Source organism: Nocardia araoensis NBRC 100135, from assembly GCF_000308435.1.
GTDB lineage: Bacteria > Actinomycetota > Actinomycetes > Mycobacteriales > Mycobacteriaceae > Nocardia > Nocardia araoensis.
The window spans coordinates 45,673-64,861 of sequence record NZ_BAFR01000107.1 but is presented as its reverse complement, the minus strand read 5'-3'; the positions used below and the strand labels follow the sequence as shown (position 1 = coordinate 64,861).

The window sequence follows — 19,189 nt, the reverse complement described above, 5'->3', positions numbered from 1 at the left end:
GGACCGCGGTGCCCGCCAGCTTGGGCGCGAGCACGGTCGCGACGGCGGGGCCGGTCTTGCGCACGAATGCTGGACTCTCGGTGGACACGCTGCCCGCGCAGTGCAACACGCCACCGATCGGGCCCAGTTCGCCGCGCACCCGGTCGAAGAAGACGGACAATCCCGTCTCGTCGGTGAGGCTGCCGAAGTAGGTCCGCACCGCCACGCCGCGATCACGCAACTGCACCAGCCGCCGAACCTTCTCCGCCTCGGGCCCGGTCCCGGCGGCCACCCGGTCCCATTCCGTCTGCGGCGGGAGCGGTTCGCGGCCGAGGATGACCAAGCGGCGCGCTCCGCGTTCGACCAGCGCCGCCGCGAACGCCGCGCCGAGTCCGCGCGTGCCGCCGGTGACCACATAGGTGCGGGCGGGGTCCACCACGAGACCGTCGCGCGCCGTCGCTTCGGTGAGTTCGACGGCTTCGCGAGTTCCGCCGCGATACCGCACCCGCGGTGCGCCGTCCTCGGTGGCCGCGCACTCCGAGCCCAGGATCGCCAGCAATCGCGTGGGATCGGCGCACACCGCATCGCGCTCGTCGGCCACGTGGACGCTCCGAGTGCGCACGTCGCGGATCTCCTCGGCGAGCGCGGCGACCAGACCGGCCAGCGGCGCCGACTCCGGACCGTCCGCGCCGGGATGTCCGGCGGTGACGTGCAGCAGCGTGAGCGAAGCGGCGCGAGCCTCGATCACCCCCTGGTAGAACCCCATCCGGCCCAGGTCGCCGGTGGGTCTGCCGGACACCGCGGGTACGAGATCGCATACGTCGAGCACGCAGTCGATGTCGGGGTAGCGGGCCGCGAGCGCCCGGCCCAGTGCCGCGCCCGCCCCGAAGTCGTCGCGGTGCAGATCGCCCGGCAGCTCCGAGAGCCGCACGAGACGACCCGGATCGCCTGCGGCGGCCTCCAATGCCTCCACCAGGTGCTGCGGGGTCCGCGCGTCGTACACCAGCAGGGCGCGGCGCGAACGAAGGTCACCGCTGGGCAGCGGAGCCTCTCGCCAGACCGGAACCAGCAACCGTTGGGCTGCTGTGGGTCGGGGGGCCGAGGCAGACTCCGGCAGTCCGGCCTTCGTTGCGGATCCGCCCGATGGACGTGGCGACAACGGCTCGAGTGCCAACGATTGTGCTGATACCCGTTGCGGTGGAATGGATTCCGATATGAGCGTGGCCTTTCCATTCAGCGTAGGTTGCGTGATCGGGCCGGATCCTGGCGTCGACGTGGGCTGCGGGGTCCAGGTGTTGTCCGCCCCTGATGCGGACTGATGCCCCGCGGCGGCATCGGGCTGCGGGCCGGGCGCGACGTCCGGAATCCAGTACCGCTCACGGGCGAACGGATAGGTCGGCGCGGGAATACGGCGCCGAGGCCCCGGGTCGCGGACGGTGGCCCAATCGATGTCCGCACCGTCGAGCCAGCGCGCGATCCGAGAGTCCTCCGCCGCATCACGGCACGACCTGGCGCCGGGTACGTCATCGACCCAGGCGCGGACGGCGGCGCGCAACCGGCCGATGTCGCGTGCGACGAACGCGGCGCGCGCACCGCCCGCCTGCCGACCCACCTGCATGGTGTAGGCCAGATCGGCGAGGTTCGGCTCCTGCCCGGCGAGGAAACGGTCCAGCGCGGCGACATACTCCGCGAGCCGATCGCGGTCGCGCGCGGAGACCGGGACGACCTGACCGCCGCTGAACGGCGTCTGCGGCCTGCGGTCCACGTACTCCTCGATCACCACGTTGGCGTTGGCCCCACCCGCTCCGAACGAACTCACCGTCGCCCGGCGCGGACGCGCCGGATCTCCGCCGGGCCACGGCAGCGGCCGGGTCGGGATCCGGAACGGTGTGGCCGCGAAGTCGATGTTCGGATTGGGCGGCGTGGCGTGCAGCGACGGCACGATGGTGCCGTGGCGCAGTTGCAGCAGCACCTTCGTCAGCGCCGCGACGCCGGCCGCCGCCTCGAGGTGGCCGACATTCGACTTCACCGAACCGATCGGCAACTCGGCCACGCCGGACGAACCGAAAACCTTCGCCAGACCGGCGATTTCGATCGGGTCACCCAGCGCGGTGCCGGTGCCGTGCGCTTCGACATAGGACACCGACGCCGGGTCCACGCCACCGACACGCAGCGCCGAGCGGATCACCGCCGCCTGCACGTCGGGATTGGGCACCGTGAACCCGTTGACCCGGCCGCCGTGATTGATCGCGGTGCCCTTGATGACGCCGTAGATGGTGTCGCCGTCGGCTTCGGCGTCGGCCAGCGGCCGCAGCACCAGCGCCCCGACACCCTCGCTGGCCACATACCCGTCGCCCCCTGCGCCGAAGGAGCGGCAGCGGCCGTCGGTAGAGGCGAACTGCCCCTGGCTCAGCGCGACGAACTTGTACGGGTGCAACGACAGGTTGACGCCGCCGACCACCGCCAGCCTGCATTCGCCGGTGCGGATGCTCTGGCAGGCCAGGTGCAGCGCGGTGAGCGAGGACGAGCACGCGGTGTCCACGGCCATACTCGGTCCTTGGAAGTCCAAGGCGTGCGAGACGCGGTTCGGGATGCTCCAGAACGTCGACCCCGGCAGCGTGCCGCGCCCGAGGCGGGACTCCTCGGCCCCGAACATCTGGTAGGTGCCCCACATGACGCCGACGAACACACCGGCCTGCTCGGGGCGCAGGCCGCCGCGAGCGAGGTCGGCCCGGGAATGTCCGGAGTCTTCCAGTGCGGCCCAGGCGGTTTGCAGGAACAGCCGCTCCTGCGGGTCCAGGATTTCCGCTTCGCGCGGGGAGATGGCGAAGAACAGCGGATCGAAGCAGTCGACGTCGTCGAGGAACCCGCCCCACTTGGTGTAGGCGGTGAACGGGTTGTGCCGGTCCGGGACGAAATAGCGGGCGTGGTCCCAGCGGTCCGACGGGATCTCGGTGACGCAGTCGCGTCCCTCGACCAGCACCCGCCAATACTCGTCGAGCCCGTCCGCGCCCGGATAGCGTCCGCTGACACCCACGATCGCGATGTCCCCCGCCGCGTCGGCGTGGCGATCGGTGTTCGGGATGGCGGCCGCGGTCGGTGTGTCGAGCGATGCGGAAGAGTCGGCCGACGTGTTTCCGGCCGCCCGCTGGCGGGCGCTGGGCACGATCGGCGCGGACGGGTCGGCTGACGCGCGTGGAGTCACGGGCTGCCGGTCGTTCGCGGGAGAGCCGCCGGTAGAGACGGCAATCCCCACGGGCACCTCGGCCTTCAGCGTGGGAGCGGGCGTCCGCGCCGCCGTCCGATCGGAGGAATCGCCATGTCTATCGATCGTCGGCGGCACGGACGGCGCATCCGCGGAGCCCAGCCGCACCAGCAGGCCGACCACCGCGCGCGGGGTGGGATACTCGAAAGCCAATGTGGCGGGCAGGCGGTGACCGCTGGAGCGCGACAACTCGTCGCGAATCTCGAGTGCCGCGACCGAGTCCAACCCGAGTTCGTGCAGCGGCCGATCGAGATCATCCCCGGGCGCCAACCCGAGGCAGCGCCGCACGAGCGCTTCCATCCTCGCGGACAGATCAGCGGAAGCGGCTGTGCTGGAATCCTTTTCGACAGTGGTCGCTACCGAATCCAGCAACACGTCCGGCACGTCGACGTCGGACACTCCCGACAAGGTGAGCGGCATCGTGGTGACCGTCGCCGGCCCGGAGCCGATCAGGCGGTCGAGCGTGTCGAAAGCGTGCTCGGGACGCAGCAGGCCGTAGCCGCGTCGGTTCAGCCGCCGCACCGCGGCGCTGTCGAGCCGCTCGACCATTCCGGTGTCCGCCCACGGGCCCCACGCGATCGACAGCGCGGGCGAGCCCGACGCCCCGCGCGACTCGGCCATACCGTCGAGGAAGGCGTTGGCGGCGGCATAGCCGGACTGACCCGGCAAGCCGACCACCGCCGCGGCCGAGGAGAACAGCAGGAAGAATTCCAAGGCCCGACCCGCGGTCAGCTCGTGCAGGTGCCATGCCCCGAACGTCTTCGGCGCCAGCACCCGCCCGACCCGGGCGGCCGTCTGCTCGGCGATCACGCCGTCGTCGAGCACCCCGGCCAGATGCGCCACGCCAGCCAGCGGCGGCAACTCGCGGTCGATCCAATCCAGTGTGGCCGCTACGGCGGCGCGATCGGCGACATCGAGCGACCGCGCCTCGATCCGAGCGCCGCGCCCGCGCAATTCGGCGATGACGGCCTGCGCTCGGGCATCGGGTGCGGATCTCCCGGCGAGCACTATGTCCGGCCGACCGCGGTCGACGAACCAGCGGGCCAGCCGCAAGCCGACGCCACCGAGACCGCCGGTGATCAGCACCGTCCCGCCCGTGGCCGTCGGCTCGCCGGGCACGACGGTCAACGGTACGAGGCGCGGCACACGACGACGTCCCTGGCGCAGCGCGAGCTGCCGCGGCGCCGAGGGCGTCACGAGCGCGTCGACCACGGAACGAACATCGGTCACCTGATCGATATCGATCACGTGACAGCCGATCGCGCGATGTTCCAGCTGCGCGCTGCGGGCGAAACCCCACAGCGCCGATTGCTGCGGCGCGACCCGATCGGCGGGCTCGACCCGCTGGCCGTGACGGGTGAGCAGCCACACCGCCGGTTCCCCGGCCAGCGCAGCGGCCTGCACGAGGTGCAGTGCACCCACCACCAGACGTTCCGCGGCCACAGGTGCGGGCGCGTTCCGCTCCGACAGCGCGACCGCGGAGACGATTCCGCGCAGCGGCGCGCGACCGTCGTCCACCGCGCCGAGCAGCGCGCGCACCGCCGCGGGCACGCCGAGGTCGATCTCGAACTCGTTCGCGGCGCGGAACGTGAAACCGGTTCCGGGCCTGGCGATCACGCACTCCCCGCCGCGCGCCCGCAAATCCTCCGCGAGGCTGTCGGCGAAGCTTCCTGGCGCACCGATGATCAGCCAGCGCCCGGCCGCCGAGGCCGGCGCCGCCGAGCCGGTCTCCCGCCAGTCGATGCGGTAGGTGTGCGCGACCGATCGTTCGTGGGACGACGGCCCGGCCGAGTTCGGCGTAGGCGCGGGCATCACTCGCAATCCGTTCGCGACCAGCACCGGAGAACCCTCCTCATCGAGCAGTCGAACATCCGCGACACACAGCTGCGGCGTCTGCTCGAGGACGCGCACATGGCCGAATCGAACGGTGCCCACCGCGGCCGAGGCGAGGACCTGGTCCACCGCGAACGGCACCCACGTCTGCTCGTCGGCCCGCGGCGACATCGCCGCGTAGGTGGCTTGGAACGCCGCGTCCAGCAGGGCCGGATGCACCGTCCCGGTATCGGTGTCGAAATCCGACAGTGTGGCCAAGGCTTCGTGCCGACCCAGGCGCAGGCCGACGACACGGCGGAACGCCGGTCCGTAAGGCAGCCCAGCGCGGGCCAGCCGTTGGTAGAAGTCCTCCGGGGCGAGGTGTTCCGGGCAGTGGTCGAGAATTTCCGCGAGACCGGCACCGTCCGGAAGCCGGTGCGTTCCGGTGCGGACCTGGGCACGCGCGTGCGTACCGGAGCTTTCCGTCTGCACGTGCACCGCGAATCCGTCCCCGGTCGGCTCGAAGACGATCCGTACCGGCTGCGGGCCGGTCAGCGCGAGTCCGCTGGTGATCACGAGGTCTTCGATGGCGACGACGTCATCGGCGAGCAGTCCGCGCGCGATGTCGGCGATGGTGGCGACGAACCAGGCGCCCGGCACGACAACAGTCCGATCCACGACATGGTCGGCCAGGTACGACGGAGAGTCCGGCCCGAGTGTCAGGTTGAAATAGGTTGTGCCTTCAGGTGAAGAAGGGTCTTCTTCCTGTTCGTCGGCAGCCGCAGCGATCCCGCGTCGTACCCGGAGACTCGCCTCGGATACGGCATCCACGTCGACCGACGGCGGCACCGCCGCGAGGTGCGACTCGACCCAATAGCGTTGCCGCTGGAAGGGATACGTCGGGCCCGGCACCCGCCGACGATCGTGTGGCCGGTGCACTTGCTCCCAGTCCACCGCCACGCCCCCGACATACAGGTTGCCCAGCGCCGTCATCATCGTCTCTCGATCACCACGGCCTCGTCGCAGCGACGCGATGAACCGCGCGGAGTCGCCCAGTACCCGCCCGCCGAGCGCCGACAACGTCGGATGCGGTCCGATTTCGAGGAACTGGTCGATCCCCAGCTCGGCCATCGCCCGCAGGCCCTGCGCGAACCGCACCGGCTGACGCGCATGCCGCGCCCAGTACCGCGGGCCGAGTTCGCCCGGCCGCAGCGGCGCACCAGTGAGGTTGGAGATCAGCGGAATCGCGGGATCGGTCATCGTCGCGCGGGACGCTGCCACGGCGAGGTCGTCGAGGATCGGGTCCATCGCCGCGGAATGGAAGGCATGCGAGACGGTGAGATCGGCGGACCGTATACCGTCGGCCGACAACTGCTCGCGCAGCAGATCGAGTGCGGCTCGCGGTCCGGCGACCACCACCTGAGCCGGTCCGTTGTACCCCGCGATCGACAGCGCGGGCTCATGCCGCGCGACCAGCGGCGCGACCTGCTCGGCGGACGCGTCGACGGCCATCATCCCGCCTCCGTCCGGCAGGCGCTGCATCAGGCGACCACGCACGGCGACCAGCCGCAGGGCGTCCTCCACGGTCATCGCGCCCGCGGCGCAGGCCGCGACGTATTCCCCGACGCTGTGGCCGAGCACCGCCGCCGGGGCGATCCCCCACGCCCGCCACAGCTCCCACAACGCCCACTCGACCGCGAACAACACCGGCTGGGTGAACACCGTGCGACGCAGCGACTCCGGACCGTGATCGCCGTAGACGGCGTCGATCAGCCCGACACCGTCCGCGATCGGGCCCAGCACCGCGTCACAGCGCCGCAGCGCGTCCCGGAAGACCGGTTCGGAGTCGAACAGCTCCCGCGCCATGCCCGGGTACTGCGATCCCTGCCCGGTGAACAGCAGCGCCACCTTCGCGCGCGCGGTTCGCTCCACCCGGCCGCGGATCGGAATCGGCGCACGCAGGTCTCGCGCCGCGGCGGCGCCGCTGTCGGCGACCACCGCGAGTCGTTCTTCGAAGTGGGTGCGCGCGGTCGCGGCGGTGTAGGCCAGGTCGCCGAATGCCGCGCGCGCCGACTCGATTTCGTCTGCCCAGCGGCGCGCGATGTCGGCGAGGGCGGTCTCGTCGCGTGCGGAGAGGACGAGCACCTGCGCGGCCGGCGATTCCGGTCGTGGCGCGGGCGCCGGATCGCCCTGGGCCAGGATGACGTGCGCGTTGGTGCCGCTCATCCCGAAGGAGCTGACTCCGATCGCCGGTGCGTGCTCGGTGCGCGGCCAGTCCCGCGCCTCGCGCACGACTTCCAACGGCAGTCCGGCCCAGTCGATCAGCGGGTTCGGGGTGTGGAAGTGCAGGCTCGGTGGGATTCGGCGGTGCCGCAACATGAGCACGGCCTTGATGACTCCCGCGACACCGGCCGCCGCCTCGGTGTGCCCGATATTGGTCTTGACCGACCCGATCAGCAGCGGCTGTGCGCGGTTCGCGCCGTATACCTCGGCCAGCGCGGTGGCCTCGATCGGGTCGCCGAGCGGGGTGCCGGTGCCGTGGGTCTCGACGTAGTCCACCGCGTCCGGCCGCAGGCCCGCCCGTTCCAGCGCGTCGGTGATGACGCGCTGCTGGGCCGGGCCGTTGGGCGCGGTGAGGCCATTGGACCGCCCATCGTGGTTCACCGCGACGCCGCGCACGATCGCCAGCACCCGATCGCCGTTGCGCCGGGCCTGCGACAACCGGGTCAGCACCAGCACGCCGCAGCCGTCGGCACGAACGTAGCCGTTGGCGTCGGCGTCGAACGCGCGCGAGCGTCCGTCGGGCGACAGCGAGGCCAGGCGGCAGAAACCGATGGTCGTCTCCGGAGCCAGCTGCAAATTCACCCCGCCCACCAGCGCCAGATCGCAACGGCCCGCACGTAGCCCGTCCGCGGCGGCCTGCAGCGCCACCAGCGACGACGAGCATGCCGTGTCCAACGTCATCGCCGGGCCTTGCAGCCCGAGAACGTAGGCCAAGCGCCCGGCCGCGACGCTCGGCGCCGAACCGATCACCGAGTACGCCCCGATCGCGGTCGGATCGTCGGCTCGGATCGGCGTCGCCGGATACTCGCTGAAACACAGTCCGACGAACACACCGGTACGGCTGCCCGCCAGCGCACCGGGCGCGCGGCCCGAGCGCTCCAGCGCCTCCCAGCTGGTCTCCAGCAGCAGCCGTTGCTGCGGGTCCATCGCGCGTGCCTCCGCCGCGCCGATCCCGAAGAACGCGGGATCGAATTCGTCGGCGCCGTCGACGAAACCGCCCCAGCGGGTGTACATCGTGCCCAGGGCTGCCGGGTCGGGGTCGTAGTAGTCGTCGATATCCCAGCGCTGCGGCGGCACTTCGGTGATCGCGTCTCGTCCGTGCCACAGCAGGTCCCAGAAGTCCTCCGGTGTGCGCACCCCGCCGGGGAAGCGGCAGCTCATCCCGACGATGACGATCGGGTCGTCGTGCTGGTCGCTTCCGGTGTCGGTACCGGTCGAAGCATCTTGTCTCGCGGGCTGTTCCGGCGAAGTCGCCACCGGGAAGGGGGACTGCGGCGCGAGCCAGGGCGTGTCGGCGGAGAGCGGGGATGTAACGGCGGTGAGCGAGGGCAGGTCGGTCGCGGCCGGGGGCGCGTCGGTCGCGAACGGGGGTGCATCCGCTGCAAACGAGCGCACATCGGCCGCGGAGGAGGGCACGTCGGTCGCCAGCGGGGGTGCGTCCGCCGCGAACGAGGGCACATCAGCCGCGAACGAGGGCGTGCTTGTCGAAAACGAAGGTGCGTCCGTCGAGAGTGAAAGTGTTTCCGCTGCAACGGCAGCCGCCGCGAAAGAGGACACGTCCGCAGCGGCCGAGCGCACGCGGTCGGCGGTCTCCACCGCGTCTCCGGTGCGAGCGGAAGCGCCCTTGCGGTGCAGGAACCGCGCCATCTCACGCACGGTCGGGTAGTCGAAGACGAGCCCGGCGGGCAGCGGCATTCCGACTTCGGCGGCGAGTGCCGCCCGCAACTCCATTCCCGTCAGGGAGTCGACCCCCGTATCGTGCAGCGGCAGCTCCGGGTCCAGTTCTGCGGGCCGATCGAGCACCCGCATGGCGACGCGTTGGACGAGCGCCTCCCACGGAGCGAGATCATCCGCAGGGAGCCCCGTTCGTGGCGCCATGGTGGTCTCCGGCCGGACCGGCCGAGGCGCGGCCGTCGCAACCTGCGGCGCGCGCTGCCCGTACCACCGCTCCGGCACGAATTCGTAGACGCCAGGGGCAGTGCTGTCATGCCGGAGGAGGTGGTCCAGCGCCGCGGCGGCGTCGCTCGCGTGCAGCGGAGGCAGCCCGCGTCGCACGAGCCGCGCGGTGACCTCCGGCCGGTCGGCGGCCATTCCGACATCGGCGAACGGTCCCCACCCGATGCTCAGCGCGGGAAGCCCCTCCGCACGCCGCCGCCAGGCCAGCGCGTCCAATGCCGCGTTCGCCGCGGCGTAGTTCGCCTGGCCGGGGGTGCCGAGCACGCCCGCCACGGAGGAGTAGGTGACGAAGAGTTCCAACGATTGGTCGCGGGTGAGCTCGTCGAGGTGACGCGCCGCAAGATATTTGGGTCCGAGCACCGTCTCGAACCGCGACCAGCTCTGCTCACTCACCACACCGTCGTCGAGCACTCCCGCGCAGTGCACCACGCCGCGCAGAGGCGGCGATCCGGATTCCGTAATCCCGTGCAGCAGTGCCGCGACGGCCGCGCGGTCGCCGACATCCGCCTGCCGCGCCGTCACCCGGACGCCGGTGGCACGCAGCGATTCCAGCAGCCGTTCGCCTGCCGAATCCGGCGCGCGCCTGCCGACCAGCACCAGATGCCGGGCCCCACGATCGGCCAGCCAGCGCGCGGCCGCCGCGCCGAGCCCGCCGAACCCTCCGGTCACCAGGTAGGTGCCATCGGGCAACCGGTCGTCGCGCGCGGCGACCGGGACATCTTTGCCGAGCAGGACGACGCGACCGGGATGATCCCGTTGCGACATGGCGCGGAACGCCTCGGCGGCACGATCGATCCCATGCGCCGCGTGCGGCAGCGCGGTCAAGGCACGCTGCTCGAACAGCGCCATGACGCTCCGCAGGATCGCGCCCGACCGACCCCGGTCGACAGCGGCGGGATCGAACGTCCGATGGTCGACATCCGCCTGCCGACGCAGTGCGCCGGTCTGCACCGGGTCGACGATCTCGACGAATCGCCCACCCGGGTGCAATATTTCGGAGACCTGTCCGGCGAAGCCGTCACCCGAGGTGTGCACGACGACATCGACCCCGTGCCCCTCGGTCACCGCCCGGACCCGTTCGCTCAACTCGTGGCCACGCCAAGTGTGAATCTGCGTGACCGGAAGACCCACGTTCCGCGCCCAGCGACACAGGGCGGCGGTCGCGCACACCTGCGCACCCGCGTGCGCGGCGAGCTGGACCACGGCCATGCCGATGCCGTCGGCGGAACCGTGGACGAGCACCCGGTCCCCGGCGCGCAGTCCACCGAGGTCGAACAGCGCGTGCCAGGCGGCGGTGAAGGCGTACGGCACGGTTGCGCCGTCGGCGAAGGACAGATCGTCCGGTAGCCGGGCCACCATGCCCTGGTTCACCGTCACGTGGCGGGCGAAACTGTCAGCCGCCAAGGCGACGACGCGGTCACCGACCGCGAACTGCTCTACCCCGGCACCGACCGCGGTGACCCGGCCCGCGCATTCCGAACCCATCGGCACGGCCCCGTCCGGATGAATGCCGGAGGCCACCCAGAGGTCGTGGGCATTGAGACCGGTAGCGGCGACGCTGATCTCGATCTCGCCGTCCGCCGGTGCGCGCCGGGCGCCCGGCGCCAACCGCATCCGTTCGAAATCGCCGGAACGATCCGCGACCAATCGGTAGTCGCCGGAGGAGGCGAGTCCTTCGGCGATGCGCGCGGTCAGCCACCGACCGTCGCGCAGGGCGAACTCGCCGGCGGCGCGGCCGCTGAGCAATCCGTCGGCGATCGACGCGCCATCCCCAACGGGCTGCGCGGGCAGGTCCAGCAATCGACACCCGAACTCGGGGTGCTCGGTGGCCAGCGTGCGTCCGAATCCCCAGAGCAGAGCTTGATCGGGATCCGGCCGGTCGGCCGAGCCGACGTGCTGGGCGTTCACGGTGAGCAACCACAACGCGCCGGGCCGCTGCGCTGTCGAGTCCAGAGCGCGCGTCAACCGCAGGGCGGCCTCGATGCGAGTCCGGGCCGACGCTTCCGTCCATGCGAAGACGATGCCCTGGAACGAACGGGCTGCCGCAGAGGATGCGAACGAATCGTCCGCAAGCCCGTCCTCCGGGCGAACGACCACGACTTCGGCGCCGCGGGCGCTCAGTCCGGCGGCGACGGCGTCACCGACCGGCCCGTCACCGAAGACGAGCCAGTGCCCTGCGTGTTCGTCCCGTACGCCACCCTCGGCAGGAATCCACTCCACGTGGTGCATCAGACGTGCGAGCCTCGTCGAGTCGGCCTCCGCAGCAGAGGGTTTCGGCGCGACGTCCACCTTGGCCGCCAGGAGACTCGCACCTTGCACACTGGCGAGCGGTCGCCCGGAGGACGTGTACAGCGTGGCGTCGCCGACGATGACCCGCGTCCCCCGTTCGGTCACCCGCACCCGGCACCGTACGGTCGTATCCCCAGCCGTCGGGTTGCCGAGGAATCGAACACGATTTATCTCGGAGGGCAGGAACAACTCCCCGCCCCCGGTAGCTGTCACCACGATGCTGTGCAGACAGGCGTCGAGCAGGATCGGATCGAGTACGGTGCCGTCCCCGGAGGAACGGAACACCGTCTCCGCCTCGGTGTCGCTGATCCGCCGGAATTCGAGGGCACAGCGGTAGTCCGGACCCAGGTCCAGGCCCAGCCGAGCGAGAGCGTCGTAGTAGGCAGGCCACACGCGCGCGTCGGAAGCAGCGACCACAGCCTCATACGACTGCACCGAATCCGCCTGAGCGACGGCGAGTTTCGCCTGAGCGAAGCCCCGCTGGGCATCATCGGAGCGAACGAAGCGCACGTCGTGGCCGTCCGGGCCGGGTTCGACCGTGACCCGCACCACCGCTTCGGCGGTGACCTGCAGCGGCGTGATCAGCCGCAGCCCCGTGACGTCCCATGCGCCGGGGAGTCGAGTGGCGATCTCGTTCAGCTGAGCGCACAGCCACGCTGCGGGCACCGTCGCCACACCACTCAGCCGATGCCCTGCGAACATCTCCGGGGCAAGCCGGACGGTGTGTGACAAGTCAGCGTCGTCCGGGCGCGACGCCAGCTCCAGCCAGTGCCGTTTGCGCTGAAACGGGTATGTCGGCAGATCGACATGACGCCACCGGCGACCGGAATAGACCGCCGCCCAGTCGATCTCAGCGCCATCGACGTACCGGCGAGCCAGTTCGACCGGCCCGCTCGCAATCTCGGCGACCGACCCGCTCGCGGTGACTCCGGAGGCGATGTTCTCGAGCGCGGCGCGCAACTGCGCGGCAGTGTCGAAACCGATCGCCACACGCTCGCCGAAGTGGGTGCGGCCCACCGCGGCGCACGCGCACAGATCCCCCAACACGGTCTCGGGGTGCGCGACCAGGAGATCTCGATAGCGAGCCGCCAGCTCACGCAGGGCAGCGGCGTTCTTCGCCGACAGGACCAGCAGGTAGGGCCCGGCATCGTCGTCGGCATCGGTCTCCGACACCTGCGGCGGTTCTTCGATCACCACGTGCGCGTTCGTCCCGCTGATCCCGAACGCGCTCACCCCCGCCCGCCGCGGCCGCCGTGAACGCCGCCACGGCCGCTCCTCGGCGGCCACTCGGATCGCGACCGAATCCCAGTCGATGTGCGGATTGCCCGAGCGGAAGTGCAGCGAGGCGGGAATGCGCTCGTGCCGCATCGACTCGATCACCTTGATGATGTTCGCGATGCCCGCCGCCGCCTGGGTGTGCCCCAGATTGGACTTCACCGATCCGATCCACAGCGGCGTGGAGTCGGTTCGCCCTTGGCCCAGCGCTGCGGCCAGGGCATTCACTTCGATCGGATCACCGAGCGCCGTGCCGGTGCCGTGTGTCTCGACGTAGTCGATGTCCTCCGCCTCGACCGCCGCGTCCGCGAGCGCCGCGCGGATGACCCTTTCCTGCGCCGGGCCGTTGGGTGCGCTCAGCCCCTGGCTGCGGCCGTCGGAATTCACCGCCGAGCCGCGTACCAGCCCCAGCACCCGATCACCGTCGCGCCGCGCGTCCGCCAGTCGCTTGAGCACGAGCATTCCCGCGCCGTCACTCCAGACGACGCCGTCGGCGCGTGCGTCGAAGCTCTTGCACCGGCCGTCGGCGGCCAAGCCCCGCGCCCGCGCGAAATAGATGTCGAGTGAGGGCGTCAACACCACGGTCGCTCCGCCGGCCAGAGCCAGATCACATTCGCCGCTGCGCAGGCTGCGCACCGCCGTGTGCACGGTCACCAGCGATGACGAGCACGCGGTGTCGATGGTCAGGCTCGGCCCCTGCGCGCCGAGGAAATACGACAGCCGACCGGACGCGACGCTGGAGAGATTGCCGGTGCCGAACCACGCATCCGGCGCGACATCGGCCCGCGCCATCCGCTCGGCGTAATCGTTGGACATCAGTCCGACGAAAACGCCGGTCCGGCTGCCCTCCAGGCGGCCCGCCGGATAACCGGCGTGTTCGAGCGCCTCCCACGCCGTTTCCAGCAGCAGCCGCTGCTGCGGGTCCAGCATGCGCGCCTCGCCGACCGAGATGTCGAAGAATCCGGCATCGAAATCCTCGACGCCGTCGACGAACCCGCCCCAGCGCGTGTAGGTCTTGCCGTCGGCATCAGGGTCGGGATCGAAGAAGGCCTCCGCGTCCCAGCGGTGCGCGGGTACCTCGGTCACCGCGTCGGTTTCGGTGGCCAGCAGTCGCCACAGATCGGCGGGCCCGTTGACGCCGCCGGGATAGCGGCAGCCGACGCCGATGATCGCGATCGCGTCGGCGTAATCATCCGGGCCAGCGGCGGATTCGCGGGATGTGAGTTGGGACACGTTCGGTGTACTAGGTGTAACCGGGAGTTCGGTTGGGTACACCGGGGCTGTGAGCTGCTCGGAGGTGCGCGTGGTCGGTCGTCGTTCGGCCTGCTCGCGTGCCGTGGGGCGGAGGGCCGATGTCGCTCCGAGCCGGGCGATCTCCTCGGATACCGCGGCGACGGTCGGATGATCGAACAGCAGCGTCGCGGGAAGTCGCACGCCCAGATCGGCGGACAGCGCGTTGCGCAGCTCGACCGCCATCATCGAATCGAGTCCGAGTTCGCGCAGCGGCGTGCGGTCGGAAACCGTTGTCGTGCGGCCGAGTGCCGTCATGGCGTGGGTGCGTACCAGTTCCAGCAGCTCCGCCGGATCGCGCGCTTCCTGGCCCTCCACTCGGGCGATCGTCTCCGGCTCCGCGGGAACCTCGGTAGCGGCGGGGAACACCGCGACGACGCTCTCCGCCGACAGCAGCGAGCGCAGCGCTCGGGCACCGTCCTCGGCGGCCAGTTCGCCGACGCCGTGGCGTTTCCATGCCCGGCGGGCAGCGTCGCTCAGCCCTTCGGCCATGCCGGTGCCCGCCCACGGCCCCCACGCGATGCTCACGGCAGCCAGTCCCTGCGCCGACCGCAGGCGGGCGAGGGCATCGAGATACGCGTTCGCCGCGGCGTAATTACCTTGCCCGGCGGTGCCCACCACGGCACTGACCGACGAGAACAGCACGAACAGATCGAGCGGCCGGTCCGCGGTCAGCTCGTGCAGGTGCCATGCGCCCGCGACCTTTCCGGCGAAGACCCGGTCGATGTGCGCGGGAGTCTGCTCGAACAGCAGGGCGTCGTCCAGAACACCCGCGCAGTGCACGACCCCGGCCAGCCTCGGCAACTCCGCGCCGAAGCGGCTGAGCAGGCGGGACAACGCATTGCGGTCTTCGACGTCGACCACCACGGTTTCCACACGCGCGCCGAGGGCGGCGATCCGCGCCATCTCCCGCTCGTCTCGCGGGGTGGCGTCGCTGCGACCGGCCAGGACGACCGTGCCCGCACCGGCTTCGGCCAGCGTGCGTGCGGCGGTCAACCCCAGCGCTCCGCGCCCGCCGGTGACCAGATACGCACCGCCACGATCCAGCTCCGGCGCAGCGCCCAGATCGTCGGAGGGCTGCATCCGCATCGCGTAACGGCGTCGCCCGCGCAGAGCGACTGCGGATTCCGCAGCGCCGGAGCGGATTTCGTGCACCAGGCGGTGGTCATCGCAGCGGGCGCCCGCGGGCAGATCGATCAAGCGGCAGCGCAATTCGGGCAGTTCGGTGCGCGCCACCGCGCCCAGCCCCCACAGTGTCGCGGCGGCCGGGCGCATGGTTTCCCCGGGCAGCGCGCCGGTCGCCCCCATGGTCACCAGGTACAACGGTGCGTCGGACACCGTCCGGGCCATCCGTTGCACCACGGCGAGGGCGAATCGCGTTTCCACCCGCGCCGCTTCGGCGCTGTCGTCCGCTTCGATGTCGGCGAGATAGATCACCGCCCGGTTGCCGTCGGGCCACACGCCGGGATCCGTCGTCCGATCCACCGCCACCGCGTCGGTGCCCGCGGCGCGCAACGCGGTGGCGAGCAGGTCCGCCTGCTGCCCGACGCCGACCACCAGCGCGGCGGCGGGCGCCCGTCCGCTCGGCGACAGCGCGGCAGGTTCCCAGGTCGGACGGTGAGTGAGGCCGGACAGGCGATCTCGATCCCGCGACCGCTCGGCAGTGCCGGATTCGGCGAACCATACGTCGTCGATCTCGCAGACCACCGCACCGGCGGTATCGAAGACCGTGAGACGGACCGTGCGGCCGGTGCTCTCGGCCAGCGCCCACGCCGTTGCACCCGCGTCCCGGCCGGACAGGCGCAGACGGCCGATGCCCACCGGCAGTCGAGCCGCGTCGCCGTCTCCGGCCACCAGCGCCAGACCGGTCTGGATCGCGGCGTCGAGCAGACACGGCAGCCAGGCGTCCGGTTCGTCGGCGAGTTCCGCCGGGCGCCGCAGTTCGGCGAGAATGCGGCCTTCACCGGATTGCAGCCGCGTGATCCAGCGGAATCGCGGGCCGAAGGTCAGTCCGCCGTCCGCACAGCGGCGGTAGAAATCAGCGGCATTCGCCTCGGTGGACAGCGCGAGCCGAGCCGTGGACAGTTCATCGGAATCGCGGGGTCGGTTCGTGGCGGCTCGAACCGCCGCGGACACCGCGGTGACCGCCGGGTCGTCGATCTGGAACCGCACCTCGGTGCGGTCGCCCGCATCGGACATCAGCGGTTCGGCCAATTCCTCCAGCGGCACCGGTCGCGCGGCGACGAAGTCGATCAGCTCATGGTCGGCGCCTCCGGCCGCACGCACCGCGCGCAGCGCGAGTTCCGCCGCGGGCACCACCGCACGGTCGCGGAATCGATGCTCGGCGAGGTATCCGGTGCTCGGCGAGGCGCTCTCGATCGGCACAAAGACCCGCTCTCGTTCGAAGGGGTAGGTGGGCAGGCCGTTGCGTCTGCGCGCATCCCGGGGAATCACTGCGTTCCAGTCGATTTCGGCGCCGGCGCAATACATTTCGCCGAGCCCGGTCAGCAGCAGTTCGTCGTCGACGGAGGTCCGGCGGATACTCGGTACCCACAAGGCGTCGGGGTCTGCCTGCCGTCCGAATTCCAGCAACACCGGATGCGGTCCCACCTCGAGGTAGACATCCACGCCCGACTCGGCGGCCGAGCGCACACCTTCGGCGAAGCGAACGGTGCCTCGGGCGTGCGCGCGCCAGTACGCGGCATCCATAGGACCGTCGATCAGCGCGCCGGTGACGTTCGACACCAGCGGAATCGCCGCCGCATGCGGGACGGGCACCAATTCGGCGACCCTGGACTCGAAGTCGTCCAGCATCGGATCCAACAGGGGTGAATGGAACGCCGTCGACCCGGGCAGCCGCACGGCACGGATGGACCGTTCCTCGGCAGCGCGCACAACTCGACGCACCGCGTCCGCGGTTCCGGACACGACGAATTGTCCAGGGCTGTTGACCGCGGCCACCGACACACTTGCCGCGAGTTCGTTCAGCAGCGTTTCGAACTGCCCGGGCGCGGCGAACACCGCCGCCATCGCCCCTTGTCGCGCCACGGCCTGCATCAACCGGCCACGTTCGGCAGCCAGACGTAAGCCGGTAGCGAGATCGAACACCCCCGCGACGGTCGCCGCGACCAGTTCACCGAGGCTGTGCCCCAGCACGACATCGGGGCGGATCCCGAACGCCGACCACATCTCGGCGCAGGCCCATTCGAACGCGAACAGGGCTGGTTGCGCGTACTCGGTACGGGCAAGCATGTCTTCGTGCCCGTCGAACAGCACCGACCGAAGACGCATCCCGCCGGACAGCGGTCCGAGCAGCTCGTCGCAACGGTCGAGCGCCGCGCGGAAGACCGGATATTTGCGGTCGAGCGTCGCGCCCATCCCCGCGTACTGGGCGCCCTGCCCGGTGAACAGCATCGCGACCCGTGGCGTCCCCGAATTCGGATCGGCCGACCGATCCAGAGGTGTCGCCAGCTTGCGCGCCGCCTCCTCGGCCATTCCCGCCACGACCGCTCGGCGGTGGGCGAAATGCGTGCGTCCCAGTGCCGCGGTGGCGGCCACATCGGCGAGCGGCATACCCTGCCGGTCCAACTGCTCCGCGTAGCGGCGGGCCAGCGCGTCCAGGGCCGACGGCGTGCGTGCCGAAAGCGCAAGTAACACAGGGCCATTGACTGCGGGACGCGATGCCGGCTCGGGTGCCTCCTCCACGATCACATGTGCATTGGTGCCCGCGAAACCGAACGAACTCACCCCTGCCATGCGCGGCTGCCGCGCGCTCGGCCAAGTGACATCGTCGGTCGGCACCGCCAGCGCCGTGCCGTCGAGCCTGATCTTCGGGTTCATCGTGGCGAACTCATGCTGACGCGGGATGCGTTCGTGCTCCAGTTGCAGCACCACCTTGATCAGCCCGGCGATGCCCGCGGCCGCCTCCAGGTGCCCGATCTGCGACTTCACCGAACCCAGCAAGCACGCCGAACCGTCCACCCGCGGCGCACCGAGAACCTGTGAGAGCGCCTCGATTTCGATCGGATCACCCAGTGGCGTGCCCGTGCCGTGCGTCTCGACGTAGCCGATCCGATCGGCTTCGCACCCCGCGTCGACCAACGCGGCGCGCAGCAGCTCGCGTTGTGCCGTCGGGTTCGGTGCGGTCAGCCCCATGGAACGACCGTCGTGGTTCACGCTCGAGCCTCGGACGAGCGCCCTGATCTCGTCACCGTCGGCGATCGCCCGCGAAAGCGTCTTCAGCACAACGACACCCGCACCCTCACCACGCACATACCCGTTCGCGCGCGCATCGAAGGGACGACAGCGCCCGTCCGGAGAGAGCGCGCCCATGCGGGCCAGCGCCTCGGATGTCAGCTCGGATTGCAGCAGGTTCACTCCGCCCGCCAACGCGACGTCGCACTCCCCCGCACGCAGACTGCCACACGCTTGATGCACGGCTACCAGCGACGACGAGCACGCCGTGTCGATCGCCACCGCAGGCCCGCGCAACCCGAGCACGTAGGACACCCGCCCGGCCACGATGCTCGACATCGTCCCCGTCAGCGTGTGCGCATCCACCGAACTCACCCAGTCCGGGGTGATCGTGCGCTGGTACTCCTGCCAGCTGACGCCGAGGAACACCCCGGTGCGCGCCGCGGCCGCGCTGCCAGGCACCAGAGCGGCGTCCTCCATTGCCGCCCAGGCGACTTCGAGCGCCAGCCGCTGTTGCGGGTCCATCGACGCCGCTTCGCGCGGTGCGATCCCGAAGAACTCCGCGTCCATGGCATCGATCGGACCGGCCAGCAACCCCGCCCGCCGCCGCGCCCGTCGAGGCGCGGAATCCGTTACGGGCCAACGGCTCTCCGGCGCCTCGACGATGGCGTCGCGGCCCGAGGACAGCAGTTCCCAGTACTGCTGCGGGGATTCCGCGCCGCCAGGAAAGCGACAGCCGATCCCCACGATGGCGATCGGCTCGCGCTGCGGCGTGGCCTCCAACTCCTGAATCCGGCGGAGTGCCCGCGTCAGCAAGACCCGTAGGTCGTACCCATCATCCGACAT

Annotated in this window: 1 protein-coding gene (cut by a window edge); it reads right to left on the bottom strand. The window is 70.9% G+C overall.

What is annotated here, in order from left to right; translation table 11 throughout:
• Positions 1–19,189, bottom strand: partial view of a type I polyketide synthase gene (locus tag ON21_RS38390; protein ID WP_169332695.1) — the 5' portion only. It extends 2,210 nt beyond the left edge of the window; only the first 19,189 of its 21,399 coding nucleotides appear in the window; it begins with the start codon at positions 19,187–19,189; the stop codon falls past the left edge of the window.